This window comes from Actinotignum stranguriae (assembly GCF_051265215.1).
GTDB lineage: Bacteria > Actinomycetota > Actinomycetes > Actinomycetales > Actinomycetaceae > Actinotignum > Actinotignum schaalii_C.
In genome coordinates, this window is record NZ_JBOZCJ010000006.1 from 80336 (window position 1) to 97073 (window position 16738).

At 61.7% G+C, this 16738-nt stretch carries 13 protein-coding genes; 2 read left to right on the forward strand and 11 right to left on the reverse strand.

Annotated elements, in window-relative coordinates; genetic code table 11:
- Window positions 1-17 precede the first annotated feature (17 nt).
- From ACRQEG_RS03765 to ACRQEG_RS03800, 8 genes are all read right to left on the reverse strand, one after another.
- Window positions 18-209: a hypothetical protein gene (locus tag ACRQEG_RS03765; protein ID WP_274733023.1), complete on the reverse strand. Its 192-nt coding sequence runs from the start codon at window positions 207-209 to the stop codon at window positions 18-20.
- A gap of 152 nt (window positions 210-361) precedes the next feature.
- Complete coding sequence (locus ACRQEG_RS03770; protein WP_274733021.1) at window positions 362-592, reverse strand: hypothetical protein; 231 nt, start codon at window positions 590-592, stop codon at window positions 362-364.
- Between the two features lie 9 nt (window positions 593-601).
- Window positions 602-1180, reverse strand: a complete 579-nt coding sequence (locus tag ACRQEG_RS03775; protein ID WP_274733019.1) for a hypothetical protein — start codon at window positions 1178-1180, stop codon at window positions 602-604.
- A gap of 341 nt (window positions 1181-1521) precedes the next feature.
- Window positions 1522-3000, reverse strand: a complete 1479-nt coding sequence (pntB, locus tag ACRQEG_RS03780) for a Re/Si-specific NAD(P)(+) transhydrogenase subunit beta (protein WP_375712888.1) — start codon at window positions 2998-3000, stop codon at window positions 1522-1524.
- A 3-nt stretch (window positions 3001-3003) separates the two neighbouring features.
- Window positions 3004-4530 (reverse strand): Re/Si-specific NAD(P)(+) transhydrogenase subunit alpha, encoded by a 1527-nt coding sequence (locus tag ACRQEG_RS03785; RefSeq protein ID WP_016442877.1) that lies wholly within the window; start codon window positions 4528-4530, stop codon window positions 3004-3006.
- A gap of 156 nt (window positions 4531-4686) precedes the next feature.
- On the reverse strand, window positions 4687-5613 hold the full coding sequence (holA, locus tag ACRQEG_RS03790) for a DNA polymerase III subunit delta (RefSeq protein ID WP_231366734.1): 927 nt from the start codon (window positions 5611-5613) through the stop codon (window positions 4687-4689).
- Window positions 5528-8026: a ComEC/Rec2 family competence protein gene (locus ACRQEG_RS03795; RefSeq protein WP_196800260.1), complete on the reverse strand. Its 2499-nt coding sequence runs from the start codon at window positions 8024-8026 to the stop codon at window positions 5528-5530. Before ACRQEG_RS03795 ends, holA begins: the two co-directional genes overlap by 86 nt.
- A gap of 140 nt (window positions 8027-8166) precedes the next feature.
- Window positions 8167-9156, reverse strand: a complete 990-nt coding sequence (locus ACRQEG_RS03800; RefSeq protein ID WP_016442880.1) for a ComEA family DNA-binding protein — start codon at window positions 9154-9156, stop codon at window positions 8167-8169.
- Between the two features lie 118 nt (window positions 9157-9274).
- On the opposite strand from ACRQEG_RS03800, the gene ACRQEG_RS03805 reads away from it, so the two are divergent.
- The gene (locus ACRQEG_RS03805; RefSeq protein WP_039899032.1) at window positions 9275-11152 is read left to right on the forward strand and encodes a helicase HerA-like domain-containing protein; all 1878 of its coding nucleotides are present in this window, start codon (window positions 9275-9277) and stop codon (window positions 11150-11152) included.
- Between the two features lie 12 nt (window positions 11153-11164).
- Here ACRQEG_RS03805 and ACRQEG_RS03810 read toward each other — a convergent pair whose 3' ends face one another.
- Both ACRQEG_RS03810 and ACRQEG_RS03815 read right to left on the reverse strand, forming a co-directional pair.
- The gene (locus tag ACRQEG_RS03810) at window positions 11165-12136 is read right to left on the reverse strand and encodes an aldose 1-epimerase (RefSeq protein ID WP_039899034.1); all 972 of its coding nucleotides are present in this window, start codon (window positions 12134-12136) and stop codon (window positions 11165-11167) included.
- Between the two features lie 126 nt (window positions 12137-12262).
- Window positions 12263-15163 (reverse strand): leucine--tRNA ligase, encoded by a 2901-nt coding sequence (locus tag ACRQEG_RS03815; RefSeq protein WP_274733123.1) that lies wholly within the window; start codon window positions 15161-15163, stop codon window positions 12263-12265.
- A 107-nt stretch (window positions 15164-15270) separates the two neighbouring features.
- Between ACRQEG_RS03815 and ACRQEG_RS03820 the strand changes: the two genes are divergently transcribed.
- The gene (locus tag ACRQEG_RS03820; protein ID WP_016442884.1) at window positions 15271-15711 is read left to right on the forward strand and encodes an HIT family protein; all 441 of its coding nucleotides are present in this window, start codon (window positions 15271-15273) and stop codon (window positions 15709-15711) included.
- A 73-nt stretch (window positions 15712-15784) separates the two neighbouring features.
- Here ACRQEG_RS03820 and ACRQEG_RS03825 read toward each other — a convergent pair whose 3' ends face one another.
- Window positions 15785-16537 carry an HAD-IIB family hydrolase gene (locus tag ACRQEG_RS03825; protein WP_016442885.1) on the reverse strand — a complete coding sequence of 251 codons (753 nt, stop codon included), beginning with the start codon at window positions 16535-16537 and terminating at the stop codon, window positions 15785-15787.
- Window positions 16538-16738 lie beyond the last annotated feature (201 nt).

A 16738-nucleotide genomic window follows, 5' to 3' on the forward strand; every position in this document is an offset into this window, starting at 1 on the left:
ATCGCTCACGAATTTTCTCATTCTTCTCCTTCGTGCTCGCCCTCGCGGTCCGCTTCCAAACTGCGGCGTTCCGCTTCCAAACGGCGCAGTGTAGCGCGTACTTCGTTTTCACGATGCCGGTGCCACAGCGCAAGGCCGAATAACGCAAGAGTGACAAGGCCGGGGATAAGAGCGTAGTCGTACCACGGGTTATCCCTCACTAGAGCCATTATCACGATACCCAACGTTGCACCGAGCCACGAACTTGCCCATATGAAATATCTCTTCGAGCGCATACCTCCTCCTTAAATCTCATTGCACGGACGATTGATGTTTTTATAAACTACCGAGATGGACACTCACCCAGCAACCCGAGTTCCCCTCATTCTTCTTCCTCGTGCTTGCGTTCCGCTTCCAAACGGCGCAGTGTAGCGCGTACTTCGTTTTCACGATGCCGGTGCCACAGAGCAAGGCCGAATAACGCAAGAGTGACAAGGCCGGGGATAAGAGCGTAGTCATACCAAGAACGCCTCTTCAGTACATTCAGTACAAAGCAGCTCAACACGACACCAAGTGCCAGTTGCGAGAAATAGAAGTACCTCTTCGAACGCATACCCCCTCCTTAAATCTCATTGCACGGACGATTGATTATTTTATAACCTACCGGGGTGAACGCTCCCCACAACAACCTAAGCTCTCCACATTGATTCGGCCCAGGTGCGCCTTTTTCCATAAGGTAACGTGAAAACGTTGCCAAGACGGTTACACAGGCAAGGCCACCAACCCCCGTAACTCCCAACGAACCGCATATGGCATTTCCAAGCACTCCACCGACAGCCATTCCAATCCGCTTATGTTCGTCCGTGTTGAGATAAAGGTATAGATACCAACCTGCGGTCACTCGGAACTGAGGAGCGTAGCCCTGCTCCCTACCCATGAGGGAGAGTTCTTGCGACGACTCTTTCGTCACCTTCCACCGCAAAGATCCCGTTGTTCGAAGCTGACCATCTGGTGGCACGCTTTCCGCTTCAATAAGCACCTTTGCCAAGTCTTGCGCGAGAGCGTCATCCTCACTGGTAGGTATCGACATATTAACATGAGACCCTTGCGGCACCTCGTCACCAGCAACAACTGCCGGGAGAGACCCGCCGCAGGCAAAAGCGAGAGTAACAGGAAGTACGGCGAAACTTTTGATAGACATAGCAATTCCTTCATAGATGTGAATACCTGTGACGCTTATTACAGGTACGATTTCACCGTAACACGAGTCACACTCACCGTAAATCAATTTCCTATTACACTTTTGCAACACTTCATTTAGCGCATATCACGGTTTGTTATATTTCTATCCAACAATCGAATTGAAGTCAGAATCCTGAAAGAAACTTATCTATAAGAGTCGCTAGATATACACGTAGCGCAGGTGGCCGGAACCTGAAAGGTGTTCCGGCCACCTGCGCTAACTGAGGGATTCCCTAAGCGGTTATAGTTGCTCAGCTTGCCCCGGCCACGCCCGGGCTAGGGCGCGGGAGCGAGGCTACCTTAACCGGGGAAAGCCGCATTGATGGCATCCACGGATGCCTTGGCATCGCCGAGCAGCATATCGGTATTCTCATTAAAGAACAGCGGGTTTTGCACCCCGGCATAGCCGGCATTGCCCATGGACCGCTTGAATACGATCACCTTCTTGGCATCCCAGACATGCAGCACCGGCATACCCGCGATAGGCGAACCGGGCTCGGAAGCCGAAGGATTGACCGTGTCATTCGCCCCGATAACCAGCACGACATCGGTATCCGCGAAGGAATCGTTGATATCGTCCATTTCCTCCACGATGTCATAGGGGACTTTCGCTTCGGCCAGCAGCACGTTCATATGCCCGGGCAGGCGCCCTGCTACCGGATGGATAGCGAAACGTACCTCGGTTCCGTTCTCGCGCAGCTTCTTCGTCAGCTCCGCCACCGGATATTGGGCTTGGGCCACGGCCATACCGTAACCGGGAGCAATAATCACCGAGCTGGCGTCCGCGAGCTCTTGGGCCACCTCCGCCGCGGTGGTTTCCGTGTGGCTGCCATAGTCACGCGCCTCTCCGGTAACTGCGCCGTCGGACCCAAAACCGCCCAGGATCACCGAAATGAAAGAACGGTTCATGGCCTTGCACATGATGTAGGAGAGATACGCGCCCGAGGACCCCACCAGCGCTCCGGTGATGATGAGGAGGTCATTGCCGAGGGTGAAGCCAGCCATCGCTGCCGCCCAGCCCGAGTAGGAATTGAGCATTGATACGACGACGGGCATATCACCACCGCCGATCGCGAGCACCATATGTGCCCCGAGCAGCAGCGCAATAATCGTGATGAGGATGAGGGGAATGAGGCCGGCCCCTACCCCGCGGGTCCAGGCGAACCAGATAATAAGCCCCAGGCACGCCAGGATCGCCAGCAAATTGAGAAGATTACGGGCCGGGAGCACCAGCGGCTTGCCGGGAATCTTCCCCGCGAGTTTCAGGTAGGCGCATACCGATCCGGTGAAGGTGATCGCGCCGATGAACACAGCCAAGCCCACTTCGCCCATATGGAAGGCATTTGTGGGGGAGAAATCTTCCCCGGGTTGCTGGAGGAAAGAGTTGTAGCCCACCAGCACCGCTGCCGCGCCCACGAAAGAATGAAGCAGAGCGATGAGTTCGGGCATGCCCGTCATTTCCACGGTGCGGGCCCTCCAAATCCCGATGCCGCCGCCCACCACGAGGGCGAGCACGAGCACCAGCACAACAACAGTGGAAGAAGCCTCCGTGGGGAAAGCGAGAACCACGATAATGGTGGCGACCAGGGCCAACACCATTCCAATGGCGCCCAGAATATTACCTTTCGCGGCGGTTTCCTGTTTGGAAAGCCCGGCCAGAGCGAGAATGAAGAGCAGGGCCGCCACCAGGTAGGCGACAGTTTGCACGCTGAAAGCAACCTTGAGACCACCCAAGTTCGGGGTGGCAAGGGCAAGGACGTCGTTAATAGTAGTGAGCACGGCTTAGCTCCTCTTAAACATAGACAGCATGCGCGCAGTCACCAAGAATCCACCGAAAATATTGATGGAAGCGAGGGTGAGTGCAATAGCGGCAAGGATGGTCACGGCTAGATGTCCCGAACTGAGCTGGAGGATTGCCCCCACCACGATGATTCCGGAAATCGCGTTCGTTACGGACATGAGCGGTGTATGCAGCGCGTGCGTCACCGAGGTGATGACGTAGAAGCCCACCACGCAGGCCAGCATGAAGACGATGAAATGCGAAGTCATGCTCGGCGGGGCCGTGAAGAGAATCCACAGGGCTACCGCCGCTGCCAGCCCGGCCCACAGGTAGCGCAACGGGCTAGGGCGGGACGGTTCAGGGGCGGCCGGCGGTGCGGGAGGCGCTGGAGGCGCAGCCGGCGCGGCCGAGACCTTGATGGGCGGGGGCGGCCAGGCCACCGCTCCCCCGAGGGTGACCAGAATACCGCGCACAATATCATCCTCGGTATCCAGCACCAGCTGGCCGTCCTTACCCGGGGTGGTGAGTTTGAGGAAATTGACGAGGTTCTGCCCGAAAAGCTGCGAGGCTTGGCCGGGCAGGCGTAGGGCAAGATCTTCGTAGCCAATAATCGTGACGCCGTTCTCGGTGTGGACAACTTCTCCCGGGCGAGTACCGGCCACGTTTCCGCCGTTAGCCGCCGCCAAATCAACGATGACGCTGCCGGGTTTCATGGCGGCTACCGCCGCAGAGTCCAATAGTTGCGGGGCCGGCTTGCCGGGGATGAGCGCCGTCGTAATAACAATATCCGCCGCGGCTGCTTCCCGGGCGTAGACCACCCCGGCTGCGTTGGCCTGATCCGCGGTCATTTCACGGGCGTAACCGTCCGCGGATTCCTGGCGTACCGGGATCTCCACGAATTCGGCACCCATGGACTGAACCTGTTCGGCAACATCGGCACGCACGTCCGTTGCCTTGACGATCGCACCCATGGAATTGGCGGTGCCAACCGCCGCAAGCCCAGCAACTCCCGCTCCAATAACGTAGACGGTGGCCGGGGGAACCTTACCGGCGGCGGTAACCTGCCCGGTGAAAAGCCGCCCGAAGTGGGAGGCTGCTTCGATAACGGCACGGTAGCCGGAAATATTGGCCATCGAGGAACGTACATCCATGGACTGAGCGCGCGAAATACGCGGAATTGCGTCAAGCGCCAGGGCCGTGAGTTCACGGCGCGAAAGTTCCTCGATAAGCTCGGGCGAGCCGGCCGGGTTCATACGCGCAATGAGGGTGGCGCCGCGGCTCATGCGGTCAAGGTAGCTCACATCCGGGGCGTCGGTGGCTAAAACAATATCCGCAGCCCAGGCTTCTTGCGCGGAAACGAGGCGTGCGCCCGCGCTTTCGTATTGGCTATCGGGGTAGGACGAGGCCTCCCCCGCCCCCGTTTCCACCACGACCTCGTAGCCCAAAGCGATGAGCTTGGCGACGGTATCGGGGGTGCCCGCCACCAGGGGGTCACCCGGGCGGGTACTTTGTGGTATTCCAACAAGCATAAAGTGCTCCTCAGTACAGCACTACCGTGCTGCGGTCTGCGTGGGCGGCGCTCCAGATACGCCATTGTCGCGCCGCCGCGGGACATTCCTTATTATTCCACGTTTCCCGAAGGGGCCTGAGCACCCCGGCAAGCGTGAGACTGTGCGGGTTAGTCGCTACCGCGTGCGCCGGGCGCGCCCGATGGTGATAATCGCGTGTTCAACAGCGAACTGCGGGTCGCGGGAGGCACCCTTGACCTGTTCATCGGCGAGCGCCACCGCTCGAATGGCTTGCCCGAGTCCGGCATCGCTCCACCCGCGTGCTTCCCGGCGGGCCCGTTGGGCCTGCCAGGGCGCCATTTTCAATTCTCGCTGGGTGATGCCAGGCGCCTGGACAATAGCGAGCTGGCGCAGTTTCGCCGCGAGCGCCGCCACGATGGGAACCGGGTTGACCCGGGTGGCGAAAGCGTGGCGGGCCAGTGCCAAAGCTTGGCCGGTACGCCCGGCCAAGGCAGCATCCGCGATCTCAAAGGGTGTTGCTTCATTGCGCCCGGCATAGAAATCCCGAATATGGTCCTCGGTGATCATCCCCTCCACATCCGCGAGGAGTTGGGAGGTGGCACTGAGTAATTCGCGCAGGTCCTGGCCGAGTGCATCAACGAGCGCCCGCACCGCCCCGTCCGTGATTTTGCGCCCGGCGGCCCGCACATCCGCTGTCACCAAGCGCGCCTTATCGTCATCGCGTTTGATTTTTTCGATCCGGGCTACTTGCCAACCACCCGCCGCGATAGCGTCAAGGAGTTTTTTACCGCGGGTACCTCCCCCGTGCTGGATGATCACGGGAATATCCGCATTGGGCTGCGGTAGGTAGGCGAGCATCTCCGTGAGGAACGCGTCATTCATATGTTCGGCGCCGGTGACGATGACGATGCAATGGTCACCAAAAAGTGAAGGTGAGGTGTGCAGGGCGAGGGCCCCGCGTTCATAGGTTGCCGCGTCCACGCGCACGACCTGCACCTCAGGGTGCGCCTGGCGGGCAAGGCTGATGAGGCGGGCCCAGGCGCGCTCGGCAAGGACCGGTTCCGCGCCAACGATGAGGATCACCGGTTCTAAGCGGAGAGCGTCGTACCCGACCGCGCGTTCTTTGGCTGCCATAGCTCCATTCTCTCATGTCATAACCCACCTGCTGCACGGCGGGTGGCTTGGGTGGCGTGGGCTGCGTGGGTGGCTCCTCGCATTCGGAAACGAGGTCCCCTTCCGCCCATGCGATTGCCCCGCACGCGAGGGTGGGATAAATCTGGGCACCGGAATAAAGCTCATAGACGCGTGCGGAGGGATGCCCGTAACTATTCTCCCCCACGGATATCAGGGCAATTGCGGGGTCAAGTTCACGGGCGAGGCGTGCGGATTGGTCCGCGCTTCCGTGATGGGCGACGACGGCGATATCAACCGGCCCGACCGCCCCCACGAGGCGTTCTTGGGCCGGGGCAGTCGCATCTCCGAGAACCACGATGCGTTGAGCAGCCTGGCTAGTGCCACCGCTCGCGCCGGCGTTAGCTGCCCGGCCCGGGCTGTCCACACCATCAGCGTCGAGGAGGATCACGAGGGAATCCGCGTTGGCTTCCTCGGGAATGCTACGCGCACCCGGATGCGGGCTAAGAATCCGGGCGATGGGAACATCATCTACCCGCAAGGTTGTTCCTGCGGCTACCACGTTCACCGGAATGGAATGGGAATCGAGTAAGTCGAGTGCGGTGCGGGACTGGGGCTTCGGGGCGGAATTTGGAGATATCCATACCGCGCTGATTGTTGCGGTGCTGAGAACGTCGCGTAACCCTTCCACGTGATCGGAGTGAAAATGGGAGAGGATGAGGAGATCAAGATGACTCACCTGAGCATCGCTTAGGCAGCGAGCAGCGGCGGGAGTGCGAGGTCCAACATCAATCATTATCGTGTATCCGCGCACCCGGTAGAGGAAAGCTGATCCCTGGCCCACATCGCATTGCACCGCCGTCCAGTTGGAGGGAATCACGGTAGCGCCCGGCCCTCGTGATAGCCCGAGGGCCACGAGGGCGGCCACCAGAATCAGGATTGCGCTCAGGCGGGGTATCACCAGGAGCACCAAGACCGCACATATATGACCGATTCCGGCAAGGACAAGGGGAATTCCCGATCCCGGTAGGGAGGCAAGGGCGCGGGCTACGTGGTCAATCCACCACGTGGCCAGTTGCGCAAAGGAGATGGCGAGGCCGGCGAGCACCGGGAACAGCGGTGCGGTGAGCGCCCCGACAAGTCCGAAAATAGTGAGGGGTGCGACGACGGGTGCCACAAGCGCATTAGCCGGAACCGCCCACAGCGACCCAGCTTCGGTGAAGAGGAGCAGTACGGGTAGGCAGGAGATTTGGGCCACCAGCGGAATGGCAACGACCCGGGCGAGTGCGGCCGGGAAGAACCTGCTGAGGTGTTCCGTAAGCGGGTATCCTCCGCAGATAATTCCGAGGGTGGCACTGGCGGAGAGCAGGAAACCGTAGCCGGTTGCGAGCCACGGATCAATGAGGGCAGCGGTGATGCTCGCGCAGCTCAGGGCATTGATAGCTTGGCTTCGGCGGTTCATTCCCACTGCTGCGAGAACCACCAGGCCCATGAGTGCCGCCCGGATAACCGAGGGCGCGGGTCCCACCAGAATAACCAGTCCACCTAAACCCACCACTCCCGCTAACGCGGTACGCAGGGGCCGGGCCCGGCCCACCGCCATAATAATGATGCCGAGAACAAGGGATACATGAGCCCCGGAGACCGCAATGAGATGGGTAAGGGCCGTTGTGCGCATGGCTTCTTCCAGTTCCGGGGATACCCGGCTATCGTCTCCGAGGGCGACCCCGGGGATAAGGCCGCGGGCGTGCTCAGGGCGGGTGGAGAGCAGCGTGGCAAGCGCGGTATCGATGCGGTGAACGATGCCGGCGCTCAGCGCGCCACTCCCGCGTGTTTGGAGGGCAGGCCCGGACCAGCGGGCACTTTCCCGCCGCCCGTGCGCGGGGGTGAGTCGGCCCTGCCCAAACACGCGCTGACCCGCCAGGGCTGTGCAGGGAACTTCCGCTCGGATTCGCGCGCGGGGGCCGCTGGCAAGCTGCACCCCGTTCGGGCCAGCGGTGGTGATCTTTGCGGGGCGCAGCAGCGCCGTGCATTTTTCTTCTCCCCACGGCATAGTGGAGGGTTCCGGGCGGGTCATGACATAGGCATCCAGTTCCACGCTTCCCCTGACTGCCGGGATATGCGCGGCAGAGAGGGCGAGCAGCCCGGCGATACTGGTAGCACCCAGCGTGCACGCCACCGCGAGGATACTCAAAACCACCCCGCTTGCTTTCCCGCGCCGGCCGGGATGCGCCCGGGCATACCCGGTTACTGCCCAAGCTGCCACGATGCACAGGGCAGCACCGAGGAATCCGAAGTGCGCATACCCGCTCAGCGCCGCCCACGCCCCGCCCAGGGCCGCGGCGGCTGATGGAAGGAGGCGCATATCCTGACCGTGGCCCGCATGCGCGCAATGCGAACTTCGCTGGCTTCTGCGAGTGCGGGGATCGCCGAACACCCTAGGCTTGCACAGATCGCTGCGCTTGCCCCTGGCACTGCGACTGCGCGGGACATCGAGCTTGCGGATCATACTGTCACCAGCGCGGAAAGCTTATTAAATTTAGCTGGTCCAATACCGGGGACCTCAAGAAGATCTTCCGGAGCGGTAAAGGGGCCGTTGTTTTCCCTCCAGGTGAGGATATCCCGAGCGGTAGCCGGGCCAACCCCGGGGAGGCTCTCCAAGTCGCTGGCTGAGGCGGTATTAAGGTTGATCAGGGCACCCGAGCCGGCTTTCCCAGATGCTTTATCCCCACCGGCCGCGCCGCCGCCCGCCCCACCGCTATTCCCACCTGCGCTACCACCGCTCCCACCCGGGCTTGTGCTAGCTCCAGAGCCGATGCGTGCTCGCGGTGCTTCACCGGGAGCGGGAATATGAATATGGGAGCCATCCGCTACCGGTTCGGCAAGATTGATCGCGGCGCCATCCGCATTCGGGGTGAGCCCACCGGCTAATTCCACGAGGTCATTGACACGTGCCCCACCGGGAGCGCTATACACTCCCGGAGTGGCCACTTCACCAGAAATATAGGCAACGATGGTTGCGGGAGCGGATTCTCCCGCGGTAGGGCCAGCCGGCCCAGGTGTGCTACCCATTACCCGGCCGTGCGAAGGGCCCGGCGAAGCCTGCGGATCGGTAGATACCACAGCCGGATTTTCCGTGTTGGAACCCGAACTGGCCACACTGCTTCCCGGTGGCACCGCTGCGGGGTTGGCGGAAACGGGACCACCACCGCGCCCGAGCCATACCAGCAGCCCGAGAATGAGCAGCCCGCCCAGCAAAGCTATAGCAAAGGCGCCCAACGCGCGGGGTGACCACCGCCACCGCGATGATTGCGCGGGTGTGGTGAGCACGGCGATATCCTCGCCGGTGCCCGCACCGAGGGCCAGCGTGGCGAAATCCCGTACCGGGCTCTGGCCGGGCGGCGCACCCGCACCCGGATCCCCGCGGGTTTCGTTGAGAGGATCGTTAAAGGGCAGACTCAGGCGCGGGGCAGGGCGAGGCAGAGAAGCATTCATGGGGCTATCATGCACACCGAGGCACACCCAGCGTTGGCAGCCCCACTGGCCTGGGGATAACGCTAACGTTTGCCGAGCTGTGGATAGCCACGGCCATTGCCCGCTCTACAATATTGGTATGAACGACGCCGATATTGCTCGCCTGCGTGCCCAAGCGGCCGAAGCCGCTGCCAAAGCTGCCCGCGCCGAAGCCGAACTCGCCCAGGCCCGCCTCGATGCCGCACTTGCCGCCGCAGCCTCCCCGGCAGTAGCCACCGCCGCCGATGCCACGGCAGGAGCGGAAGGCGCGGACGGCGCGGACACCATAACCACCGCCACCGCGGCAGAGAAGCGCTCACCGGCGCAGCCGGCGGCGGCGTCGCCGGAACAATCGCCAGAAAGCACCGGTGAGGATTACGCGAGCGAGGTTGCCCGCAGCTACCAGATATCGGGCCCGGCTCTCACCCTGGGCGCCTACCTGGACCCGGCTGGGAATCCGCGCCCCGATGTTCTGGTGCGGCTGCCCTTCGCTAGTTTCAACCGGCACGGCCTGGTGTGCGGAGCAACCGGAACCGGGAAAACTCGTACTCTCCAGCTGCTGGCCGAACAGCTGAGCGCGGCCGGAGTGGCCGTTTTCCTCACCGATATTAAAGGAGATCTGTCGGGCCTGTGCGAAGCGGGCGTGGCTTCCGATAAGCTCACGGCCCGCACCCGAGCTTTAGGGCAGGATTGGTCCGGTGCCTCGTTCCCGCTCCACCTGTATTCCCTCACCGAATCAACCGGGGTGCCGCTACGTTCCACGGTGGAAGATTTCGGTGCTTTGCTCTTAGCCCGGGCCCTGAAACTAAATGACACCCAGGAATCGGCGCTGGCCTTGGTTTTCGCGTGGGCGGAAAAAGAGAATCTGCACTTGTACACCCTGGAGGATCTGCGCGAGGTACTTCATTATTTGACCACGGCGGGGAAGGCGGAGCTATCCGGTATTGGCGGGGTATCGACCGCCACCGCCGGGGTGATTCTGCGCGAGGTATCAGCCCTGGCTGCGCAGGGCGGAGACATGTTCTTCCAGCGCCCGTCCTTTAGCCCCAGCGAGCTCATCGCCCACGAAGGCGAACGCGGTGTTATCTCCGCCCTCGAACTTCCCGACGTGCGCGATATGCCCGAACTTTTCTCCACTTTCACCATGTGGATACTCAGTCGGCTCTTTTCCGATCTTCCCGAAGTGGGCGATACTCCCCTGCCCCGCCTGGTGTTCTTCTTCGACGAAGCGCATCTGCTGTTCTCGGGCGCTTCCCGGAATTTCGTGGACGAGGTTACCCGCGTGGTGCGCCTCATCCGCTCGAAAGGTGTAGGCGTTTTCTTCGTGACTCAAACGCCGCAGGATATTCCCGAATCGGTGCTCGCGCAGCTGGGCACCCGCATTCACCACGCGCTGCGCGCCCACACGCCCAAGGACGTGAAGATTCTCAAGGAAACAGCAAAAACCTTCCCCTTCTCACCCCTCGATATAGCGGCCGTGCTACCCGCGCTCGGCACCGGCGAGGCTGTGGTTACAGGTTTGGGCGACGACGGCGCCCCTACGGCCGTGGCCCCTACCCGGCTCTGGGCGCCGCGCTCTATCATGGGCCCAGCCGGACCGGCCGCGTTGAGCACCGCTCTTGGCACCACACCCCGGCCTGCTCCTATAGCCGGGGATACCGCAAGCGAAGGTGCTGCCCGCGCTGTTGCCGCGCGGCGCGCGCAACGAGAAGCTGCCGCGGTGGCTGCTAAAGAAGCTGAAGAGCAGCGGCGGGCCGCGGAAGCCGCGGCGAAGAAAGCTGCCCGCGAGGCGGAGAAAAAACTGGCGGCCGCGGAGCGGGAAGCGGAGCGTCAGGCTCGGCAGGCCCAACGGAATGCCGAGAAGGAGGCGCAACGGCAGGCCCGGCGCCGCGATGCCGCAATTGATTCGGTGGTGCGCAGTGCCGGAAGGTCACTCGGCCGTTCAATTATTAATTCGATTTTCGGGCGGCGGCGCTAGCGCGGATTCCGCTTACTTTCGGGCATACGGAGCAGAGGTAGCCGGATAGCTCATGGTGACGGTGAGGCTGCGGGACTGGCCCGGCGCTAGCGCCACGCGCCCCACTTGATCCGAACGATTAAAAGCATTGGGCAAGGCAGAGGCCGGGGCAACCAGGAGAGCTTCCCGGGCCCCGCGTTCCAGAGTATCCCCGGTCCATAGCCGCACATAGGGTGCTTCGCTCGGTTCCTGGGCGAGGATGATATCGCGTTCGCGAGCTGGATCGGTCAGCACGGTTGCCACGACTCCGTCACTGGTGGGCACCAGCGAGGTGAAGGTGGAGTCGATACGGCTAGCTCCGAGTACCGGCCACTCCACGGGGGTGCTTACCCCCGTGAGCGCGGCATCGCCGGGAGCCGGGATTCCGTGGGCATCGGCTGCGATCTTGGTGCGCGCACTAACCGTCGTCGACATTTTTGAAATGGAAGCGAGCTGCGGGAAACGCAAGTAGCCGTTCCACGCGACCGCCACCGGGGCGCAGCTCTCACCCCGGTTCGTCACTTCCAGACTGACGGAAAGATGATGGGTTCCCGCGCTGGAATCCCCCAGCGCATAGACCACTTGGATTCCCACGGGCCACGGGTAGCCCGCTACCGCGGGAAGCTCCGCGCGCAAAATAAGCGCATCTGCGGAGCGTTCCCGCCGGAATTCGCAGCTGTGGACCCGCAAGCACCGCCCGGTGGTATCCGCTTCGAGGCGGTAGCTCTGCCCATCCCAGGTGTAGCACCCGCCGGCGAGAGGCCCCACCCAGGGGGCTTCGATAAGCCCACGCCCCCCATCTGCCTCCTCCAGTTCGGCACCGTTACGGTATCCGGAAAACACCTCCCCGTCGGGACTCCAGGAGAGGAGGGTGGCCCCGCGTGCAGCTACGAGGGCGCTGGCTCCGCCCGGTGCGCTAAGAAGCCACGCCGGGTTACCGTCAAAGTCCTGCGCTGTGATTCGCATACGTGCCACGATATTCCTCCTTACTCCCGCGGGTTCCTCCCCTTGGATTGGCGCCCACTTCACGGGCGTGAACGAGCATTTCAGGCTCGGACCCCAGCAGAGCCTGAGACTTGCCTGCGTTCCGCTTTAGGGAACGATATTGATGAGTCCCGGAGCACGCACAATAATCTTGCGCGGTTCGCCCTCCAGGAAGGCCTGCACCCGTTCTTCAGCCAGGGCCCGGGCGGTCAGATCCGCATCGGAAATATCCTGGGGTACCTCCAGACGGGCGCGGACCTTACCCTTCACCTGCACCACGCAGGTCACGGTGTCATCCACCAGCAGCGCTGCGTCGCTAACCTGCGGGAACGCAGCGCGCGCGACCAGGCCGCTATTACCCAAACGTGCCCAGAGTTCTTCGGCAATATGGGGGGCCACCGGTGCCACCATGGCCACGATAGCGCAGGCAGCTTCCCGCGGTACCGCCGTCAGCCCGGTGAGATGGTTATTGAGAACAATGAGCTTGGAGATCGCGGTGTTGATACGCATATGATCGTAATCATCAGCCACTCCCGCGATGGTGCGGGCCAGGAGCTTAGCGGTTTCGGTATCCGGAGCCGCGTCACTGACCGTCACCTCGCCGGTGCGCTCATCAACGATATTGCGCCACAGCCGCTGCAAGAAGCGCTGCGAACCTACCACCGCGCGGGTATCCCAGGGCCGGGAAACATCAAGCGGACCCATGGACATTTCGTAGACGCGGAACGTATCCGCACCGTACTGATCAGCCATATCATCAGGTGTGATGATGTTCTTGAGGGACTTGCCCATCTTCCCGTATTCCCGGTTGACCTTCTCCCCCCGGTAGTAGAAGACCGTTTCGCCGTTTTCTTCGCGTTCTTCTACCTCATCGGCCGGCACGTAGGCCCCGCGAGCATCGGTATAGGCATATGCCTGTACGTAGCCCTGGTTGAAGAGCTTGTGGAAAGGCTCCGAAGAGGAAACATAACCCAGGTCAAAGAGGACCTTGTGCCAGAAACGCGCGTAGAGCAGGTGGAGCACCGCGTGTTCGACGCCGCCCACGTACAAATCCACCCCTCCGGAAGTGTTACCGGCCTCGGGACGCGGGCCCATCCAGTAGGCTTCGTTTTCCGGGGCGCAGAAGCTATCCGAATTGGTGGGATCCACATAGCGCAATTCGTACCAGCACGAACCTGCCCACTGCGGCATGGTATTGGTTTCGCGGCGGTACTTCTTGAGACCATCACCCAGGTCAAGCTCCACATTCACCCATTCCGGGTTGCGTTCCAGCGGAGGTTGGGGCAGTGAATTTGCGTCGTCGGCATCGTAAGACGCCGGCGAGAAGTCTTCCATTTCGGGCAGCTCCAAGGGGAGCATCGATTCGGGTAGCGCGTGCGCAATACCCTCCTCATCCCAAACAATCGGGAAGGGCTCACCCCAGTAGCGCTGGCGGGAGAAAAGCCAATCGTGCAGGCGGTAGGTGACGGTGGCGGTTCCGGCACCGCGTTCTTCCAGCCAGGCGATAATAGCGGCCATGGATTCGGATTTCGTCATGCCGTTGAGGGAGATTTCCTCATTGGCGGAATCAACGAGGATGCCATCCCCGGTGTAGGCACCCTCTTCCAGGTCCGGGCCGTACGGATCCTCCGCCGGGCCGATGGTGCGGATAACGTCCAGATTGTATTCGCGCGCGAAAGCCCAGTCGCGATCATCATGGGCAGGAACCGCCATAATGGCACCGGTTCCGTAACCGACCAGCACATAATCCGCCACGAAAACCGGAACCTTGGCGCCGTTGACCGGATTAATCCCGAAGAGCCCGGAGAAAACGCCGGTCTTTTCGTGAGTATCCGAGGTGCGTTCCATATCCGATTTCGCGGCGGCGCGCGCCCGGTAGGCCGCAACCGCTGCGCGCGGAGTGGCGTATCCGCCAGTCCATTCTGCGCGGGTGCCTTCCGGCCAGCTATCGGGAACCCGGAGTGCCTGCGCATCCGTATCCGTACCCGCTTCACTTCCGCCCAAGGCCTCATGTTCGGGAGCAACGGCCATGAAGCTGGCCCCGAAGAGAGTATCGGGGCGGGTGGTATAAACATCCAGGACCCGCCCGGAGCCGTCAGAAAGCTCAAAACGAACCGTGGCGCCGTGGGAGCGCCCGATCCAGTTCTGCTGCATGGCCCGCACTTTATCCGGCCAGTCAATGGTGTCCAGGTCACTCACCAGGCGGTCCGCATAGGCGGTAATCCGCATCATCCACTGGGCAAGATTGCGCCGGAACACCGGGAAGTTACCGCGTTCGGACCGGCCTTCCGCGGTGACTTCCTCATTGGCAAGCACCGTTCCCAGCCCCGGACACCAATTAACCGGGGCTTCCTTAATATAAACCAGGCGGTACTCGCTGAGCGCATCCGCTTTTTCTTTCCTGGAGAGCGCCTCCCAGGGCCGACCATCCGGCGTGGCCTTTTCCCCACTGGCGAATTTCGCTTCGAGTTCCGCAATGGGCCGGGCCGCTCCGTTGCCACGCCCGTCCCGGCGCGGGTAATCCGGGTCAAACCAGGAATTAAACACCTTGGTGAAAATCCATTGGGTCCACTTCACGTAATCAATATCTGTGGTGGAGAAAACCCGCCGTGAATCGTGGGAAAGCCCGAGGCGATGCAGCTGAGCTGCCATATTGGCAATATTTTCCGCGGTGGTGATAGCCGGGTGCTTGCCATTTTGCACCGCGAACTGTTCGGCGGGAAGTCCGAAGGCGTCATAGCCCATGGTGTAGAGGACGTTCTCACCCTTCATGCGGTGGTAGCGGGCCACGGTATCCGTGGCAATATAGCCGAGCGGATGGCCCACGTGCAGGCCGCGCCCGGACGGATAGGGGAACATGTCCTGGATGAAGAACTTCGGCGCCGAGGTATCCCCCGCGAGATCCCCAACCGGGTTCGCGGCGTAGAAGGCACCTTCCTCTTCCCAGCGTTCCTGCCAGTGGGCTTCGATCTCATTAGCCAGTTCTGCGGTGTAGCGGAACTGGGTCATATCCTCAGCGCTCAAGGGTACTCCTTTTCGACGGTCGACTTCGGTCAATTGTAGCTCTCTCCTCCGACAAATCTCAGGTCGTCCACAGCGGTGACTAGACTGGCACCATGAGTGTCTTTTCAAAAATTATTGCCGGCGAGATTCCGGGTCGTTTTGTTTGGGCCGACGACGTCTGCGTTGCTTTCGCAACTCTTGAGCCGCACGCCCGCGGCCATGTGCTAGTTGTTCCGCGCGCGGAAATTGACCGTTTCACCGATCTTGACGACGATACAGCCGCGCATCTCTTCATCGTGGCTAAGCGTATTGGCAAGGCCCAGATCGCGGCTTTCGGCGTGGAGCGGGCGATGCTCGTCATCGCCGGACTCGGGGTACCTCATACACACCTGCATGTTATTCCGGCTGATTCGGAAAACGTCACCAGTTTCGCATCGGCACGCAAGGATGTTCCCGGCACCGAATTGGATGCGGCCATGGAGGAATTACGCGCGGCCCTGCGGCAGCAGGGCTGGGGTTCCTTCGTTCCGGCCCAGCTCAGTTCCCTCGCCTAAGCCAAGTTGCCTAAGCCAAGTTGCCTAAGCCCACTGCGTTATGCCCGCTCGCCTAGGCCACACACGCAACGGTCTAGGCCAGCCCCACCAGTTCCTCAATGAAGTCGGCAGTATCGGTCCAGTCCCGCACCGCGTGGGTATCGATGCCGAGCCGGGTAACGGGGTAGTCGTTTCCGGCGGGGTCGAGGCGGTCCCCCACGAAGAGCATGTGGGCGATGGGGATACCGGTTTGCTTGGATAATTCCGCAATTCCGTAGGCTTTATCCACGCCCTTGCGGGTAATATCCACGGACGTTGAACCGCCCGAGCGCACCTCCAGGTGCGGCAGACGCGCTGCGACAGCTTCTCGCAGCGCGTTTTTCTTTTCCCCGCTCGGATCCCAGGCGCGTTTCGCTTCCAGCGGGGCGCTTTGCCCGAGCGCGGAAAAGGTCACCTGGGATCCGCGGTCTTCCAGGATCTCGCCCCAGGTGCTACTTTCCCACAGCCCGAGCCGCCGTGCTTCTTCTTCCAGGGCCAGAGCGGCATCCCGACGTTCTTCCGCGGTGAGGTTACGGACGTACACATCGCGCCACGCTCCGTCCTCGTGAACGAGGTAGCGGGTTCCGCAGGTGGGCATGAGGTGGAGACGCGCAAGCTCTGCGGGGGTGCCGTCTAGTCCTTCCAGGAGTTGGCTTTCGAACTGTCCGAATTGGCCGCCGGAAATCACGCACACGTCGTACGTATCGAGCAGTGCCCGCAGGGCCCGCGCCATGCGTTCCGGGAGCGCGGATTTGGAAGGTGCCAGGGTATCGTCCAAGTCAAAAGCAATAAGGCGGTAAGACGTCATAGCCACAGTATGGTGCACCGAGCACCCAAATGCGAAATAACTAGGCAACGCTACCTACCCGCAGAGTAGATGCCCCTTGTTTTAGGGTACCCACACATTCTTACGACGACGCAGCGGGCTGATACATCGCGAGTGGCTTGCTACCTACGATGCGCCGACCCAGGTTACCCCCACCGCCCCGACCGGTGCGGAGGACTACCC